Source organism: Polynucleobacter sp. JS-Mosq-20-D10, from assembly GCF_018687755.1.
Taxonomy (GTDB): Bacteria; Pseudomonadota; Gammaproteobacteria; order Burkholderiales; family Burkholderiaceae; genus Polynucleobacter.
The window spans coordinates 1,668,905-1,686,581 of the sequence record NZ_CP061305.1 but is presented as its reverse complement, the minus strand read 5'-3'; the positions used below and the strand labels follow the sequence as shown (position 1 = coordinate 1,686,581).

Annotated in this window: 14 protein-coding genes and 1 tRNA gene; 12 read left to right on the top strand and 3 right to left on the bottom strand. The window is 48.3% G+C overall.

What is annotated here, in order from left to right:
- Positions 1-6: 6 nt before the first annotated feature.
- From polA to FD967_RS08695, 3 genes are read left to right on the top strand one after another with little or no spacing between them, the layout of a single operon-like run.
- Positions 7-2,832 (top strand): DNA polymerase I, encoded by a 2,826-nt coding sequence (gene polA, locus FD967_RS08705; RefSeq protein ID WP_215325636.1) that lies wholly within the window; start codon positions 7-9, stop codon positions 2,830-2,832.
- A 16-nt stretch (positions 2,833-2,848) separates the two neighbouring features.
- Positions 2,849-3,745, top strand: a complete 897-nt coding sequence (locus FD967_RS08700) for a dienelactone hydrolase family protein (RefSeq protein WP_215325634.1) — start codon at positions 2,849-2,851, stop codon at positions 3,743-3,745.
- Between the two features lie 5 nt (positions 3,746-3,750).
- On the top strand, positions 3,751-4,524 hold the full coding sequence (locus FD967_RS08695) for a ZIP family metal transporter (protein WP_215325633.1): 774 nt from the start codon (positions 3,751-3,753) through the stop codon (positions 4,522-4,524).
- On the opposite strand, the gene FD967_RS08690 is transcribed toward FD967_RS08695, so the two are convergent.
- Complete coding sequence (locus tag FD967_RS08690) at positions 4,521-5,351, bottom strand: sulfurtransferase (RefSeq protein WP_215325631.1); 831 nt, start codon at positions 5,349-5,351, stop codon at positions 4,521-4,523. The two genes, FD967_RS08695 and FD967_RS08690, sit on opposite strands and share 4 nt — an antisense overlap.
- A gap of 38 nt (positions 5,352-5,389) precedes the next feature.
- Positions 5,390-6,496 carry an aromatic ring-hydroxylating dioxygenase subunit alpha gene (locus FD967_RS08685; protein ID WP_215325630.1) on the bottom strand — a complete coding sequence of 369 codons (1,107 nt, stop codon included), beginning with the start codon at positions 6,494-6,496 and terminating at the stop codon, positions 5,390-5,392.
- A 162-nt stretch (positions 6,497-6,658) separates the two neighbouring features.
- Between FD967_RS08685 and xseB the strand changes: the two genes are divergently transcribed.
- From xseB to folE2, 4 genes are read left to right on the top strand one after another with little or no spacing between them, the layout of a single operon-like run.
- The gene (gene xseB / locus FD967_RS08680) at positions 6,659-6,892 is read left to right on the top strand and encodes an exodeoxyribonuclease VII small subunit (protein ID WP_046330712.1); all 234 of its coding nucleotides are present in this window, start codon (positions 6,659-6,661) and stop codon (positions 6,890-6,892) included.
- Between the two features lie 22 nt (positions 6,893-6,914).
- Positions 6,915-7,817, top strand: coding sequence for a polyprenyl synthetase family protein (locus FD967_RS08675; protein WP_215325629.1), 903 nt, complete (start codon positions 6,915-6,917; stop codon positions 7,815-7,817).
- Positions 7,818-7,833: 16 nt separating this feature from the next.
- The gene (gene dxs / locus FD967_RS08670) at positions 7,834-9,738 is read left to right on the top strand and encodes a 1-deoxy-D-xylulose-5-phosphate synthase (RefSeq protein ID WP_215325628.1); all 1,905 of its coding nucleotides are present in this window, start codon (positions 7,834-7,836) and stop codon (positions 9,736-9,738) included.
- Positions 9,739-9,763: 25 nt separating this feature from the next.
- Positions 9,764-10,591: a GTP cyclohydrolase FolE2 gene (folE2, locus tag FD967_RS08665; RefSeq protein ID WP_215325627.1), complete on the top strand. Its 828-nt coding sequence runs from the start codon at positions 9,764-9,766 to the stop codon at positions 10,589-10,591.
- Between the two features lie 16 nt (positions 10,592-10,607).
- Here the strand turns inward: folE2 and tsaD are convergent, their stop codons facing one another.
- On the bottom strand, positions 10,608-11,681 hold the full coding sequence (tsaD, locus tag FD967_RS08660) for a tRNA (adenosine(37)-N6)-threonylcarbamoyltransferase complex transferase subunit TsaD (RefSeq protein WP_215325626.1): 1,074 nt from the start codon (positions 11,679-11,681) through the stop codon (positions 10,608-10,610).
- A gap of 78 nt (positions 11,682-11,759) precedes the next feature.
- On the opposite strand from tsaD, the gene rpsU reads away from it, so the two are divergent.
- The 5 genes from rpsU to FD967_RS08635 all read left to right on the top strand — a co-directional run bounded on the left by rpsU (position 11,760) and on the right by FD967_RS08635 (position 17,636).
- Positions 11,760-11,972, top strand: coding sequence for a 30S ribosomal protein S21 (gene rpsU / locus FD967_RS08655; RefSeq protein WP_011903537.1), 213 nt, complete (start codon positions 11,760-11,762; stop codon positions 11,970-11,972).
- 119 nt (positions 11,973-12,091) lie between these two features.
- Positions 12,092-12,538, top strand: a complete 447-nt coding sequence (locus FD967_RS08650; protein ID WP_215325625.1) for a GatB/YqeY domain-containing protein — start codon at positions 12,092-12,094, stop codon at positions 12,536-12,538.
- Positions 12,539-12,567: 29 nt separating this feature from the next.
- On the top strand, positions 12,568-14,517 hold the full coding sequence (dnaG, locus tag FD967_RS08645; protein WP_215325623.1) for a DNA primase: 1,950 nt from the start codon (positions 12,568-12,570) through the stop codon (positions 14,515-14,517).
- A gap of 224 nt (positions 14,518-14,741) precedes the next feature.
- Entirely contained in the window at positions 14,742-17,321 is a 2,580-nt protein-coding gene (gene rpoD / locus FD967_RS08640) for an RNA polymerase sigma factor RpoD (protein WP_215325622.1), read from the top strand.
- A 238-nt stretch (positions 17,322-17,559) separates the two neighbouring features.
- Positions 17,560-17,636, top strand: a tRNA-Ile gene (locus FD967_RS08635).
- The last annotated feature ends 41 nt before the right edge of the window (positions 17,637-17,677 follow it).

The window sequence follows — 17,677 nt, the reverse complement described above, 5'->3', positions numbered from 1 at the left end:
TGCGGTATGACTAAACATAGACTCTTGTTGGTAGACGGCTCTAGCTACCTTTATCGCGCCTTTCATGCCATGCCAGACCTCAGAAATGGGGTAGGCGACCCAACGGGGGCTATTTATGGGATGGTGAATATGATGCGCCGAGCTCGCTCAGAACTCAAGGCTGACCACATTGCTTGCGTTTTCGACGCTAAAGGCAAGACTTTCCGGGATGAAATGTATCCAGAGTACAAGGCGCACCGCTCCCCCATGCCTGAAGATTTGGTGAAGCAGATTGAGCCGATCCATGCCATGGTGAAGGCTTTGGGCTGGCCGGTATTGATGGTTTCTGGGGTTGAGGCTGATGATGTAATTGCTACCTTGGCTAGCCAAGCAACCCAAGCTGGCTGGGAAACGATTATTTCTACTGGCGACAAAGATTTGGCCCAGTTAGTGAACGCTTCTGTCACCCTAATTAATACGATGACCAATGAGCAGTTGGATATCAATGGCGTTATTGAAAAATTCGGCGTACCTCCAGAGCGCATCGTAGATTACCTTTCCATCATTGGCGATGCGGTTGATAACGTGCCGGGCGTTCCTAAGGCCGGTCCTAAAACGGCAAACAAATGGTTGGCTGAGTTTGGTGACTTGGATAACTTGATGGCAAATGCTGATCAAGTGAAGGGAGTTGTAGGCGAGAACTTACGAAATAGTTTGGAGTGGCTGCCACAGGCACGTCAGCTCATTACCGTTAAAACCGATTGCGATTTATCGCCACATCTCCCAGGCTTAGATGACCTGCATGCGAAACCAGAAGATGCACCGCTCTTGCGCGAGTTGTTTGAGCGCTACGCATTTAAGACTTGGTTGCGTGACGTCGAGAAGCAATTAGGTGGGACGGCTCCTGAAGCCAATAGCGAATTTGATTTGGCCGGTAGTCTCATTAAAAATAACTCAGAGAAAAATATAAAGGCTGCTACCAACAGATTTGGTCCCACTGCTACAGAAGCGACAACTGCCTTATCGCAAGAAACAACGGATCTGCAAGGTGCGATTGCAAAACACTATGAGTGTGTAGTTGATGAAGTAGCGCTAGATCGTTGGATTAAAAAAGTTGAAGGCGCTGATCTTACTGCGGTTGATACTGAGACCACTAGCTTGGATGCGCTGGCTGCAGAGCTTGTCGGTATCTCGCTGTGCATCACTCCTGGAGAGGCTTGTTACATACCGGTAGCGCATCGCAATGGAGAAGCTCAGCTCAGCCGGGAACTAGTTTTGGCGCGCATGAAGCCCTGGTTAGAGAGCACTACTAACTTAAAGGTGGGGCAAAACCTCAAGTACGACAGCCACATCTTTGCCAACTATGGCATTGCTCTGCAAGGAATTACTTTTGACACCATGCTGGAATCTTATGTGCTCGAATCCCATATGCCGCACAACATGGATAACCTGGCTGAGCGACATCTTGGTATGAAGACCATTAAGTATGAAGAGGTTTGCGGTAAAGGGGTCCATCAGATTGGCTTTGATCAAGTGGATCTGAAGATCGCCACCGACTACGCGGCAGAAGATGCTGACATTACCTTACGGTTGCATCACGTGTTATGGCCACAAATTCAGGGTAGTCCTGGTCTTCGATACATTTATGAAAATATCGAGATGCCAGCAATGCGGGTCTTGGGCATTATGGAACGTAATGGAATTCGGATTGACTCTGCCTTGCTTTCTCAGCAAGGTCAAGAAGTTGGCAAACGTCTGCTGGCTTTAGAGGGGGAGATTCATCAGTTGGCTGGACAACCATTTAATATTCAGTCTCCTAAGCAGATCGCAGAGATTTTATTTGGGCAGTTAGAGCTCCCCGTAATTAAGAAGACGCCATCCGGTGCGCCATCGACTGATGAGGAAGTGTTGCAGAAGTTGGCAGAAGACTATCCCTTACCTGCGCGTATCTTGGATTACCGCAGTCTCGCTAAATTGATGTCGACCTACATCGAGAAGCTCCCGCGTATGGCAGACCCTAAAACAGGACGAGTACATACGAGTTTTTCTCAAGCGACTGCGGTGACGGGGCGTTTGGCTTCAAGTGATCCGAACTTGCAAAATATTCCTGTGCGCACGGAAGAGGGTCGTCGAATTCGGGAGGCGTTCATTCCGGCCCAGGGCTGTAAGTTGCTTTCCGCTGACTATTCGCAAATTGAATTACGCATCATGGCGCACATTGCCGAGGATGAAAACTTATTAGCTGCATTCGCTGCTGGTAAAGACGTGCACCAGGCTACCGCTGCTGAGATCTTTGGGGTGCCGTTAGAAAGTGTTGCATCTGAGCAGCGTCGTTATGCCAAGGTAATTAACTTTGGCTTAATCTATGGCATGAGTGCCTTTGGCCTAGCCGGTAATCTCGGTATTGAGCGCTCAGCGGCCCAAAACTACATTGCCAAGTACTTTGATCGTTATCCGGGTGTCGCTCAGTATATGGAGCGCACTCGCTTGGAGGCTAGAGAGAATGGTTATGTTGAAACGGTCTTTGGCAGGCGCTTATGGCTCCCAGAAATTAAGGGGAGCGGTCCTCGCCGCCAAGGAGCAGAGCGGGCCGCAATTAATGCGCCAATGCAGGGAACGGCAGCTGATCTAATCAAATTGGCCATGATTGCAGTCGAAAACTGGTTGGAAAAAGAGCAGCTCAAGACTCGCATGCTGCTCCAGGTCCACGATGAGCTGGTATTTGACGTACCACTGGATGAGCTGGAGCTGTTGCAAGCCAAGCTACCTGATTTAATGTGTAAGGTAGCTGAGCTGAAGGTTCCGCTGGTAGTGGGTATTGGGATTGGCGATAATTGGGAAGAAGCGCACTAAATCAGGAGACTAAGAGATGACAACTAAAAAAGATCAGGGTTCAATAATGGCGTCCAGCGATAGAAGAGGTTTTATGAAGGCCTCCGCTATTACAGCAACAACTATGGGAATTGGTTTTGTAGCCGCTTCTGAGCCAGTCATGGCCGCAGCGATCGAAACGGATTTCAATGGCATTAAAGCGGGTGAGCAAATGATTCCAGTGGGTAGTTTTCAGATGCCCGCTTATGTTTCACGTCCAGAAAAAGCCCAAGGTAATTTGCCGATTGTGATTGTTGCCAGCGAAATCTTTGGTGTGCACGAATACATTGCAGACGTTACGAGACGTTTTGCTAAATTAGGTTACCTGGCGATTGCTCCAGAATTCTTTACGCGCGCTGGCGATCCAAACACTTACGGCACTATTGCCGAGATTCAAAAAAATATCGTTGCCCCAACTGGGGACACCCAAGTTCTCAACGACTTACAAGCAGCCTTAGTATGGGCCGGCAAGAACGGTGGCAACTTGAAAAAAGTTGGCGTTACTGGATTTTGCTGGGGTGGTCGCATTACTTGGCTATCGGCCACACTGCCCCAGGTTCAGGCTGGTGTAGCTTGGTATGGTCGTGTCATTGGTGAGAAAACGGAAGGCAACCCGCGCCACCCAGTGGATATTGCTGCTGATCTCAAGGCGCCAGTGCTTGGCTTGTACGGCGGCGCTGATACTGGCATCTCCCTAGAGAGTGTTGAGCAAATGCGTGAAGCGCTTGCAAAAGCGGCCCCCAAAAATCCAGCGGCCAAAGCCTCTCGTTTTGAAATCTATCCTGATGCACCGCATGCCTTCCATGCGGACTACCGCGCTACCTATCGCGAAGGTCCTGCAAAAGATGGTTGGGAAAAATGTATTGCCTGGTTTAAACAAAACGGGGTTGCCTAATTTCCATGACAGTACTGCAAAGCATCTTGTTGGTAACAGCGCTAGCCGGAACCACTAGCGTTCTCGTTGCCGCAAGCTTTTCTTTATCTTTGCTATCAAAGATGGTTCATAGCATGGTGAGTGTGTCAGTTGGTATTTTGCTGGCCACCGCCTTCCTACATTCATTACCCGAAGCATTCACGATGCCGGGCGTGAACCCTCAGCTGCTGTTTGCTACCTTACTTGCAGGGCTTTTAGGCTTTTTCTTGCTCGAGAAAATTTCTTTATTGCGTCATAGCCATCACCACGAAGGGGATGGCCATGATCATCACCATGGTCATGATGCAGAAGTCGCGGGTCGCAGTGGTTGGATGATTCTGGTCGGCGATGGCATACACAATTTTGTTGATGGTGTGTTGATTGCTGCTGCCTTTATGGCTGATTACCAGGTGGGTATCTTTACAGCGATTGCCATCATTGCTCACGAGATTCCGCAAGAGATTGGTGATTTCATCGTATTACTGAATGCTGGATTTACCCGCACCCGTGCTTTGATGTACAACTTGATTTGCGGCTTAGCTGCGGTACTAGGTGGCGTATTGGCTTACTTCTTTTTGGAGAGGGCTCATGCGGCAATGCCTTATTTATTGGTCATTGCCTCAAGTAGTTTTATTTATATTGCGGTGAGCGACCTGATTCCACAAATGCACCGACGCCCACATTGGGCTGAGTCTTTACGTCAAACGATTTTGATTGCTTGTGGCGTTGGCTTAGTAATTCTGCTGTCGCTCTTGCATTAAAGGGCTACTGGTCGGCTTGGGTCGGCACACCATTCGCTCCAGCTACCTGCGTATATCCGTGAGCCCTTGAGGCCAGCGACTTCCATAGCTAGTAGGTTATGACAGGCCGTGACTCCAGAGCCGCACTGATGAATCACTTCAGAAGCTTTGGTTGAGCCCAAGAGATCTACAAAGTTTTTGAAGAGTTGTTCTGGGGCCTTAAAACTCTTTCTGGAAAGATTTTCTCTGAAGCAGTAATTAATTGCGTTGGGGATATGTCCGCCAATAGGATCTAAGGTTTCATTTTGACCATGGAAGCGATCATTTGTACGAGCATCAAGAATGACATTCATTTTGGTCTGGAGATTGTGAGCAACCTCTTCTACTGTCACTAAGCCAATAAAAGGCATTGTGGGCACTGGCGTTGTTGTTGGATTTGCTTCGCGTGGCATCGTCCCGATGGGGCCATTCCAAGCATCTAGGCCGCCATCTAAGACTTGTACATTGGCATGGCCAGTGGCTTTGAGCATCCACCAGAGGCGACTGGCATATATCGAGCCCTGATTGTCGTAGGCAATCACTAAAGTGTTGGAGTCAATACCTAAACGAGATTTGGTTTGCGCCCAGGCTTCTGGGGTAGGAAGTGGGTGACGACCATTCTTGCCGGTCTTTTCACCAGATAACTCCTGATCCAGATCGACATACAGTGCGCCAGGAATATGGCCTTCTAAATAAGATTTGCGACCGGCTAGTGGATCGACTAGATCAAAGCGGCAATCACAAAGCAATACATTCTCACCACTGTTAATAATTTCTTCTAATTGATTTGCAGTAATGAGAGGCGTCATGATGGCTTCCTAAAGATAGCGTGATGGGTGTTACTGAATTATGCGCCTTGATAGTTCATGGCACGACGGTACCATTCATGAAAATGTTGCATACCGTCTTCCATGGGGCTTTGGTATGGGCCCACTTCATTTTGACCGCGGGCTAGTAGGGCAGCACGACCAGCATCCATGCGCTCCGCAATTTCGTCATCCTCAATGCAGGTTTCCATGTAGGCCGCACGTTCTGCTTCTACGAATTCGCGCTCAAAAAGAGCGATTTCTTCAGGGTAATAAAACTCCACCACATTACGTGTTTTATTGGGACCCATCGGATGTAAGGTGGAAACACATAAAACGCCTGGATACCACTCGACCATCACATTGGGGTAGTAGGTAAGCCAGATGGCGCCATGGCGTGGAGTCTTACCCTCATGGTGGCGCAATACTACCTCATGCCACTTTTGATAGACGGGGGACCCAGGCTTCTCTAAGTTCTTGTGAATGCCAACCGTCTGCACACTATGCCAGTCACCGAATTCCCAGCGCAAGTCTTCGCAAGAAACAAACTTACCTAAACCTGGGTGAAAGGGCACTACGTGATAGTCCTCAAGATAGACCTCAATAAAAGTCTTCCAGTTGTAATTGCACTCATGGACCTCAACATGATCTAGGACGTAGCCTTCAAAGTTGAGATCGTCAGCAACACCGAGTTTGGCCAGATCGGTGCGCACATCACGCGGACCTTCAAATAGGAGTCCCTGCCAATTCTGCAAAGGTGATTTACCGAGATTAAGGCAAGGCTTATCTTCAAAATGGGGTGCTCCCATCAGTTGACCGTTTAAATCGTAGGTCCAGCGATGCAAGGGGCAAACAATGTTGTCTGCCTTACCTTTGCCATTGAGCATGAGTGCTTGACGATGACGGCAGACATTGGAGAGGAGTTCAACGCCTGCTTGGTTTCGAACCAATAAACGGCCTTCATTCTCGGATGTCAAAGTTTGGAAGGAGCCAATCTCGGGAACCATGAGTTCGTGACCAACATAGCCTGGGCCCTGCTTAAAAAGCAGTTCCATTTCACGCTGATAGAGATCAACGTCAAAATAGGCCGAAACCGGCAGTTGTAAATTGGACGGCGCAAGCTGCTGCGCGGTAGCCAGATTAGTCATTCTCCCCACCCCCGAAAACGTCAGCCGAAGCTAAGCGGAATAACCAATCCAACCATCGACGAATCGATATTGGAAAGGAAGGAAGCGATTATACCCATCTGACCCCCATCTCGCTTTAATATATGGGACTACATCTCTAAGAAATTTGAAGGAAATAAGCCAATGCCAGCGAAGAAATCTGAAGATCAGAAGCCCGGTCTTGAGCTGCAAATCGACCCTAATTTGCGTTATGAGCAGGCTGTCAAGGAACTGGAAAAGCTGATTTCTGATATGGAATCAGGCAAATTCTCTTTGGAAGAGACACTTTTGGCTTATCAACGTGGTGCAGCACTCTTAAAACATTGCCAGGCCATGCTTGCTCAAGTTGAGCAGCAAGTTCGGGTATTCGAGGCGTAAGCTGCTCTCAGACTTGATCTTTATGAACAACGCACTTTCATTTGAAGATTGGGTTCGTGCTCACGGGCAGCGAACTGAATTGTCTCTCGATAGATTGCTCGATGCTGCGGATGCTAATCCCGCACGTTTGCATGAAGCCATGCGGTATGCCGCTCAAGGTGGCGGCAAGCGCATTCGTCCTTTATTGGTTTATGCCGCTGGTGAACTGGGCGATGATTTCAGTGAAGAGAAAAACCAGGCTTTAGATTCTGCTGCCTTTGCAATTGAATGTATTCATGCGTATTCCTTGGTACATGATGATTTACCTTGCATGGATGACGATGATTTGCGCCGTGGACGACCTACTGTGCACAAAGCTTATGACGAGGCGACTGCTTTATTGGTAGGCGATGCATTACAGACTCGCGCGTTTGAGGTATTGGCAAATACACAGTGCGCTGCTGATATGCGTTTGGCGATGATCAGTGTATTGGCTAGTGCATCAGGTTCGCGCGGCATGGCTGGTGGTCAGGCGATTGATCTGGAGAGCGTAGGAAAAAAATTAGACCTTACTGGCTTAAAGCAAATGCATGCGATGAAAACAGGTGCTCTACTTTATTGTTCGGTGCAGATGGGCGGCATTGCTGCCAAGCTGAATCCCACTCAAATGCAGCATCTCAAAAACTACTCTGAAGCTTTGGGCTTGGCCTTTCAAATTGTGGATGATGTTTTGGATGCCACTGCAGATAGTCAAACTTTGGGTAAAACCGCAGGAAAAGACGCGGCCAATGACAAGCCAACCTATGTGACCTTGATGGGTTTAGACTATGCCAAGAAAGCAGCAGCAGATTTACAAGAAACGGCGATTGCTAGCTTAGAGAGTTTTGGCGCTAAAGCCGGGGCTCTGAAAGATTTGGCTCTACTAGTGGTTAATAGAGGTAAATAAGATTACTAAAGATTTGATGACCTTAAATTCCATTCACTCACCTGCAGACCTAAAAAAACTATCTCGCGAGCAGCTGCCTGCGCTTGCAGATGAGTTGCGTCAGTTTGTATTGGATTCAGTATCTAAGACGGGCGGACATCTTTCTTCTAACTTAGGTACGGTCGAGTTATCCATTGCCTTGCACTATGTATTTGATACACCGCAGGATCGGATTGTGTGGGATGTGGGTCACCAAAGTTATCCGCACAAAATTTTGACTGGTCGTCGTGAGCGAATGATGAGCTTGCGCCAGTTGGATGGTTTATCAGGCTTTCCGCGTCGCGCTGAAAGTGAGTACGATGCCTTTGGTACCGGCCACTCTTCAACGAGTATTTCTGCGGCGATGGGCATGGCTCGCGCTTTCCAAACCAAAGGTGAGAGGCAAGTCGCCGTTGCGGTGATTGGCGATAGCGCTATGACCGGTGGCATGGCATTTGAAGCCATGAACAATGCAGGCGTGTATGAGGACCTACCATTAGTAGTCATTCTGAATGACAACGATATGTCGATCTCGCCAGCAGTGGGCGCACTCAATCGACACCTTGCTAGATTATTGAGTGGCAATATTTACTCTGCAACGAAGAAGGGCATCGATAGCGTTTTATCCATTGCACCGCCTTTGCGTGAGTTTGCTAAACGCTTAGAAGATCATGCTAAGGGCATGGTTTCCCCGTCTACTATTTTTGAAGAGTTTGGTTTTAACTACTTTGGTCCAATCGATGGCCATGATTTAGACGCCCTCATTCCGATGTTGCAAAATGTTCGCCGCTTGGCGCTTGAGGGGCGCGGCCCCCAGTTCTTGCATGTAGTCACCCGCAAAGGTCAGGGCTATGAGTTGGCTGAAGCAGACCCAGTGTTGTATCACGGCCCAAGTAAGTTCAATCCAGAGGAAGGTGTTAAGAAGTCCGCTACCCCTTCTCCAAAAACCTTCACTCAAGTATTTGGTGAATGGCTGTGCGATATGGCGCATGCTGATCCATTACTTGTTGGTATTACACCAGCAATGCGTGAAGGTTCTGGTCTCGTGGAGTTTGAAAAGAATTTTCCTAAGCGTTATTACGATGTCGGTATTGCTGAGCAGCATGCAGTGACTTTTGCTGCTGGTATGGCATGTGAAGGCATGAAGCCAGTGGTAGCGATTTATTCCACCTTCTTGCAACGCGCCTACGATCAACTCATTCATGATGTCGCGATTCAGGATCTGCCGGTCTTGTTTGCTTTGGATCGTGCTGGCTTAGTAGGTGCAGATGGTGCAACCCATGCTGGCGCGTATGACATTCCATTCTTACGTTGCATTCCGAATATGTTGGTCTTGACACCGGCTGATGAAGCGGAGTGTCGTGATTTATTGACGACCGCATTTCATCAACCCCACCCTAGTGCAGTACGCTATCCGCGTGGCGCTGGTATTGGCACTATTCCTTCAGCAGAATTACGTACTGTGCCATTGGGTAAAGGTGAAGTGCGTCGTAAGTCGAGCGCGCCTGCTGGTCAGCGCTTAGCGATCTTGGCTTTCGGAACTTTGCTTTATCCAGCACTTGAAGTGGCTGAACAAATAGATGCCTCGGTTGCCAATATGCGTTTTGTTAAACCATTGGATCTTGAGCTTCTCAAATCCTTAGCGCAAGACCATGATTATTTTGTGACGATTGAAGATGGTGCGATTCAGGGCGGTGCAGGCAGTGCGTGCTTAGAGGCGCTTTCTGCCATGGGGATTAACAAACCCCTTTTGCAATTAGGCCTTCCTGATGTATTCGTGGAGCATGGCGATTACAAACTCTTGATGGGTCAGTGTGGTTTGGACGTCGCAGGGATTACAAAGGCTATTTCCCTACGTTTTCCAGCTAAAACAGCTATAAATCCTGTGGCTGTAGGCAAATAAGTCATTTTTGCCTGAAAATAGAATCATGAACGACATCAACGCCGCCTTTCTCAAACCGCAATCCATGCCAGACATACAGTCCTCGCATGATGAGCGCGCTTTACCAATTGAGCAGGTGGGGATTCGGGGATTACGTCATCCATTGAGCATTCGTACTCAAACGGGTGTGATGCCAGCGGTTGGTAATTTTGAAATGGATGTGGCTTTGCCTGCGCACGTGAAGGGCACACACATGTCCCGCTTCATTGCACTCTTGCAACAACACAATGAACCTATTGATAGTGCATCGGTAGTTGCCATGGTGCGTGAGATGTTGCCACTGCTCAATGCCAATGAAGGTCGTATTCAATTTACGTATACACACTTTGTCAAAAAAGCCGCACCTGTATCCGGTGTTGAAAGCTTGATGGATTACGAAGTGACTTGGACCGCAAAGGCAAAGCAAAATTCGTCCGGTGCAATGGATGTTGAGCTAAACCTGCGCGCACTAGTTCCGGTGATGAGTCTGTGTCCTTGCTCTAAAGAGATTTCGGAGTATGGCGCGCACAACCAACGCTCACACGTGACCATGTCAGTGGAATTGGATTCACAGACCAAGATGACGGTAGAGGATTTAGTCACAGCCGCTGAAAGCCAGGCCTCCAGCGAGTTGTGGGGCTTACTCAAGCGCCCTGATGAGAAGTGGGTTACCGAGCGTGCTTATGACAATCCGAAGTTTGTGGAAGACTTAGTGCGTGATGTAGCAGGCCAACTCAAAGGCGATCAGCGTATTTTGTCTTTAGTGGTTGAGGCTGAGAACTTTGAGTCGATTCACAATCACAGCGCTTACGCCAAAATTAGTCTGACTAAGTAATAAACCCAGCAATAATCTAAGTAAGATTATTGCTCGCCAAATCCCAGCGGGGTTTGATATCAAAAGCGCCTGAAGTAGTTGAGCCATTATTTTCTACCAACATGCGCAGCGCCCCAGCAAATGCAATCATCACGCCGTTATCGGTACAGAGGTCGACTGGTGGGTAGTGCACTTCAAACCGATTTTTCTTGGCGCTCGCATTCAGAGCTGCACGCAATTGCAAATTGGCGCCCACGCCACCAGCCAGCACTACATGCTTACAGCCAGTTTGCTTGAGTGCTTTCTCTGATTTGCTGACGAGTACTGCGACCAAGGAGTCGACAAAACTGCGTGCGAGATCCGCATGAAAAGTGGCTATCTCATCCGAATCAGTAATACCCAGCGCATCAAATTTTTTCACCTGGTTCAGAACCGCTGTTTTGAGACCGGAGAAAGAAAAGTCCAAATCGCCTGAGTGCAGCATTGGCTTGGGCAAATCAAATCTTCCGGATTGCCCTTTTTCTGCCAATTTGGAGATAGCAGCTCCGCCCGGGTAGTCCAAGCCCAGTAATTTGGCTGTCTTATCAAAGGCTTCGCCAGCAGCGTCGTCCAAGGTTTCGCCTAGAAGTTGGTACTTACCAACTCCACTCACCAGCATCAGTTGGGTATGCCCGCCCGAGACTAAGAGGGCAATAAAAGGGAACTCCGGTACAGAAACCCCTAAAAGCGGTGAAAGCAGGTGCCCTTCGAGGTGATGCACCCCAATTGAGGGTAAATTGAGGCCTTGGGCTAAGGATTTGGCAAAAGCACTGCCCACGAGCAGGGCGCCAGCCAATCCAGGCCCCTGGGTGTAGGCGACCGCATCAATATCCTTTAATTTGAGTCCAGCCTCATGCAAAGTATCGTCCAAAAGGGGTAAAACCCGCCTGATATGGTCTCTAGAGGCCAATTCCGGGACAACACCCCCGTAGTCTCGGTGCATGGCAATTTGGGAGTGCAGTGCCTGTCCCAAGATGCCCTGATGGGCTGGGGCGTGGTTTTCCCAAGGGGCAGTGTCGTATATGGCTACCCCGGTCTCGTCACAAGAAGTTTCTATGCCTAAAACAATCATTTTTTTACTTGGTCGTGCTAGAATCGCATTTCAGTTAATTTATCGATATTTTTTCGAGCATATACGAGTTAAACAAGTATGACTACAGTCCGCCTCCGTGAGAACGAACCTTTTGAAGTGGCATTGCGCCGTTTCAAGCGCACCATTGAAAAGAATGGCCTTTTGACAGACTTGCGTGCCCGCGAGTTCTACGAGAAGCCAACGGCTGAACGTAAGCGTAAGAAGGCTGCTGCTGCTAAACGCCATTACAAGCGTATTCGCAGCCAGATGTTGCCTAAAAAGCTTTACTAATCGAATTTAAAAGCTCTCCTCACCGAGAGGCTTTGAAACCCGCTGACGGTGAAACGCAGCGGGTTTTTGCTTTTGAATCGCCAGCAATTTATGAGATATTAAATACCGGGGAAAATGTCATGAGTCTGAAAGATCAAATTACTGAAGATATGAAAAACGCGATGCGTGCAAAAGCAGTGGCACGCCTTGGAACTATTCGTCTTTTATTAGCAGCCATCAAGCAGCGTGAAGTGGATGATCGTATTGTGATGGATGATGCCAGTGTCATCGCCACCATTGAGAAGATGATTAAGCAGCGCAAAGACTCGATCTCTCAATTTGAAAAAGCCAATCGTGATGACTTAGTGGCAATCGAAGCTGCTGAAATGGTCATTCTCCAAGATTACTTGCCTGCACAGTTGTCTGATGCTGAGGTAGAGTCAGCTGTAGCAGCAGCAGTGGCATCGACTGGTGCTGCTGGGCCACAGGATATGGGTAAAGTGATTGGTGTTCTGAAAGGTCAATTGGCTGGTAAAGCCGATATGGGCAAAGTGTCAGGTTTAGTAAAAGCGGCGCTGGCTAAGTAAGTTCACAAGCTCAGCCTCATCCCATACTGATGGCTCTCATACCCCAATCCTTCATTGCCGATTTACTCAATCGGGTTGACATCGTGGATGTGGTTGGGCAGCACGTGAAGTTAAAAAAAGCGGGCGCGAACTTTCAAGGTTTGTGCCCCTTTCATTCTGAGAAATCTCCTTCATTTTCAGTATCACCTACCAAGCAGTTCTATCACTGCTTTGGTTGTGGGGCACACGGCTCTGCTATTAGTTTTCTCATGGAATATTCTGGTCTTGGCTATGTAGATGCCATCGAAGACTTAGCGCGTTCCGCAGGATTAGATGTACCGCGTGAAGAGCGCACTGCGAATGATGTAGCTCGCCAACAGCAGACCATGGCATTAAGTGAAGTGATGAGTGCAGCTGCCGATTGGTATCGCCAACAACTGAAAGTAGCGCCGCGTGCAGTGGAATATCTGAAGGGTCGCGGCCTTACCGGTGAGATCGCTAAGCGTTATGCCTTGGGTTATGCACCCGATGGTTGGCAAGGCCTTGAAGCAGTCTTTGGTACTTACGCCAATGATGAAGTAGCGAAGACTTTGCTGGAGGGTGGCTTACTCATTCAGAGTGAGCAGAGCGAAAATAACCAAACTGCAAGACGCTATGACCGCTTTCGTGATCGCATCATGTTTCCGATTCGCAATCCTAAGGGTCAGACCATTGGCTTTGGTGGGCGCATCTTGGATCAAGGTGAACCCAAGTATTTAAATTCACCAGAGACGCCACTGTTCTCTAAAGGCAATACGCTGTACGGATTATTCGAAGCAAGACAAGCCATTCGCTCTCAAGAATATGTTCTTGTATGCGAGGGTTATATGGATGTTGTGGCACTCGCACAATTGGGCTTTCCTAATGCTGTAGCCACATTAGGTACAGCCTGTACCGCAAATCACGTGCGCATGTTGTTGCGCCAAACCGATCGCATTGTCTTTTCCTTTGATGGTGATGCTGCTGGACAGCGCGCGGCACAACGTGCGCTGGAAGCCTGCCTCCCATTAATGTCTGATGACAAAGAAATTCGTTTCTTATTTTTACCGACGGAGCACGACCCCGATAGTTATGTTCGAGCCTATGGAGCACCTGCCTTTGAAAAAGTCATCAAAGAAGCCATGTCGATCTCCAGCTTCTTCTTTAAGATTGCCAGTCAAGATCATGAGCTGACAACACCTGAAGGAAGAGCGCAAACGCATCATGCGGCAAAGCCGATGTTGCTATCCATGCCACCAATTGCTCTGCGTACGCAAATCTTGCGTGAGCTCGCTATTCGAACGAATTCAACACCTGCAGAGTTAGAGTCTTTCTGTGGATTGACGATAGCGCCTGTACCCGTACAGCAGGGTTCTTATGCAACAACGAATCAACGCGCACCCAACTTTGTGCAATCTAATAGCGGCAATCGGAACCAGGGCGCGCCTTGGCAGGCTTCTAAGGGTTCAGCGAAAAGAGTCCCCGTACTCAATATTCCACCTCCGCAAGCTCCTACCGATTTGGCGGAGCAGATGTTGCGAGTCTTGATTCAGTTTCCACATTTAGGAAAAGCTTTGGATGCTAACAAGAGGGCGCTTGCTTTACAGGCTTCCGAGTTGCGTTCAGAAAAAGCATTAGAGCTTATGAAGGATTTACTGACTCAGTGTGATCTGGTTGAATGGATTCCTGGTGAGAACGGTAAGCCACCAGCAGTAGGCGCTGGCGCATTTGCTTTATTTCAAGAACAGCTATCTCGCAGCGAGTTAGCCCCACTCTATGAGGTGTTAAGAAAGCGGGTCATGGGCTCCGATTTAGAGATTGAAGGAGCGATTGCCGATTTAGATGGCGCTTTCAAAAAGCTGGAGCTTACCCACCTGAAAACAGAAATGACAGAAATTGCCCAAAAGATCGCTGGCAGCACCGCTACAGAGCAAGATCGAGCTCGATATCGCGAACTGGGCGAAAGATTGAAGTTCTCCTAAGAATTTTCTGATTTAAGCCTAGAAAAACCCGAAACTTACCCCATATATTGGGTAGGGATGGGGGTAAAAAAGTCACAATCGACTATAATCCTCTATTCCCAGAAAAAAACCGATTTAATTCAGCCACTTGCGCTTTATTTTGAAGAAATTTGGGGCAAGTGGACTAAGTAGCTGCGCCTAAGCAGTTGAGAACAATCATCAGTAACGTGAGTAAGTGCTAATAAATGCCTAATACCAAGAAAAAACCAGCAGCTAAACCAGCCAAGCCAGTAGCGAAAGCTAAAGCACCAGCCAAGCCAGCGGCTAAAGCCAAGGCGCCTGCTAAACCAGCGGCTAAAGCTAAAGCACCGGCAAAAGCAGCCAAGCCAGTAGCGAAAGCTAAAGCACCAGCCAAGCCAGCGGCTAAAGCTAAAGCACCAGCCAAGCCAGCGGCTAAAGCCAAGGCGCCTGCTAAACCAGCGGCTAAAGCTAAAGTACCGGCAAAAGCAGCCAAGCCAGTGGCAAAAGCCAAGGCGCCAGCTAAACCAGTTAAGACGGTAGCCAAAGCCAAGGCACCAGCTAAGCCAGTGAAGGCCCCTGCTAAAGCAGTAAAAGCTCCAACAAAGACTGCAGCAAAGCCAGCGGCAAAAGTGGCGGTACCTAAAAAAGGTAAGGTTGCCGCTCCTAAGGCTGAGGTAGCAAAGACAGCTAAGACTGCTAAAGCGGCTAAGGAAGTTGTAGAAGCTAAAGAAACTAAGGGCAAAAAAACAAAAGCAGTTGAGGTAGGCACTGAAGTTGCAGTGGCCGAAGAAGTAAAAAAAGGTCGCAAACCAAAAGCGGATGCGCCTGCGGAAGGTGCTGAGCCGGTTCTGACAGATCGTCAAAAAGCGCGTGAGCGTAAGGCAAAAGAAAAGGCGCTTTTAAAAGAATTTGCAGCACAACAGTTAGGCTCTGAAGAGCAACAAGAATTACGCCGTACTCGTCTGAAGACATTGATCAAGATGGGTAAGTCCAAGGGTTACTTAACTCATGGCGAAATGAATGACGTAATGTCGGATGAGTTGTCAGATGCCGATGCATTAGAAACCTTGATCAGCCTCTTAAATGACATCAACATTACTGTGTATGAGCAGGCTCCAGATGCTGAGACGCTCCTCCTCAATGAAAATGCTTCAGCAACCACTTCTGAAGAAGAGGCTGAAGAAGAAGCTGAAGCTGCTTTAGCTACTGTTGACTCAGAGTTCGGCCGTACAACCGATCCAGTCCGAATGTATATGCGCGAGATGGGCACCGTAGATTTGCTAACTCGCGAAGGCGAGATTGTGATTGCGAAGAAGATTGAGGCGGGCCTGAAAGACATGGTGATGGCCTTGGCTGCTTGCCCCGTCACCATTGGTGAGATCTTGGCTAACGTAGACAAGATTGCTAGCGGCGAGATGGAGATTGATCAGTTTGTGGATGGATTGGTCGATCCTAATGCCGAAGATATTAAGCTTGGACCTGAAGAGCCAGAGATTGACCCAGATGCTGAAGAGGGTGAAGACGAAGGTGGTGAAGACGAAGGTGGCGGCGGTGGCGGTGGTGCAGCTACAGCCAACGCTAAGCAACTCGAGGAGTTAAAGCAGATCTCTCTAGAGAAGTTTGCAATTGTGCGTACCCAGTCTGACAAGATGCGTCGTGCTTTTGATAAAGAGGGCTATAACTGTCCAGCGTATATCAAGGCGCAAGAAGCTATTCGTGGTGAATTGCTTGGTTTCCGCTTGACTGCAAAGAGTGTTGAAAAATTATGTGACACCATGCGTTCACAAGTGGATCAAGTTTGGAAACTCGAGCGCGGCATTGTGAGCTTGTTAGTAGACAAGGTTGGCGTTAATCGTGGGGAGGTATTAAAAGACTTCCCGAAAATGTCGATGAATCTAGAGTGGGTCAATAAGCTCCTCAAAGAAAACAAGCCGTACACCGCATTGCTGCAACGTAACGTTCCAGCGATTCAGGAATTACAGCAGAAGTTGATCGATATTCAGACGCGTGTTGTATTGCCACTTCCAGAATTAAAAGAAGTCAACAAGCAGATGATCGCTGGCGAGAAGCGTGCGCGCGAAGCTAAACGTGAAATGACTGTTGCCAACTTACGTTTGGTAATTTCGATTGCTAAGAAATACACCAACCGCGGTTTGCAGTTCTTGGATTTGATTCAGGAAGGTAATATCGGTTTGATGAAGGCGGTAGATAAGTTTGAATACCGTCGTGGTTATAAGTTCTCCACTTATGCAACTTGGTGGATTCGTCAGGCGATTACCCGTTCTATTGCTGACCAGGCACGTACGATCCGTATCCCAGTTCATATGATTGAGACGATCAATAAGATGAACCGTATTAGCCGTCAAATCTTGCAAGAGACTGGCCATGAGCCAGATGCTGCAACCTTAGCTCTCAAAATGGAAATTCCTGAGGACAAGATTCGCAAGATCATGAAGATTGCTAAAGAGCCAATCTCCATGGAGACACCAATTGGTGACGATGCGGACTCAAACTTGGGTGACTTCATTGAGGATAGCAATACCTTGGCTCCAGCTGAAGCAGCTTTGCATGACTCGATGCGCGATGTAGTGAAGGACGTTCTGGATTCATTGACACCACGCGAAGCAAAAGTATTGCGTATGCGCTTTGGTGTCGAGATGAGCACAGACCACACCCTCGAAGAAGTGGGTAAGCAATTTGATGTGACTCGTGAGCGTATTCGTCAGATTGAAGCCAAGGCCTTGAGAAAGATGCGCCATCCAAGCCGCAGCGACAAACTCAAGACATTCCTCGAAGAGGATTGATCCAAAGACTAACGGGCCCATAGCTCAGTTGGTTAGAGCAGAGGACTCATAAGAAAGAAGCCCTAGGGGTCTTGTAACAAAGACCTCAATGATTTCAAGAGGTTAGTGGTGAATTAGGCGGTATAAATTCACTACACACCGCTTACACACCAGGGCATTTTTCATGGTGTGTAGTAAATGCGGTTTTAGTGTGGTTTTGAAGCGGTTAAGAAGTGCAAAATTGCATGTAAAGATTAACGGGCCTATAGCTCAGTTGGTTAGAGCAGAGGACTCATAATCCTTTGGTCGCTGGTTCGAGTCCAGCTGGGCCCACCAACAAAATCAATGACTTAGCGTGAGAGCGCTAAGTCATTTTT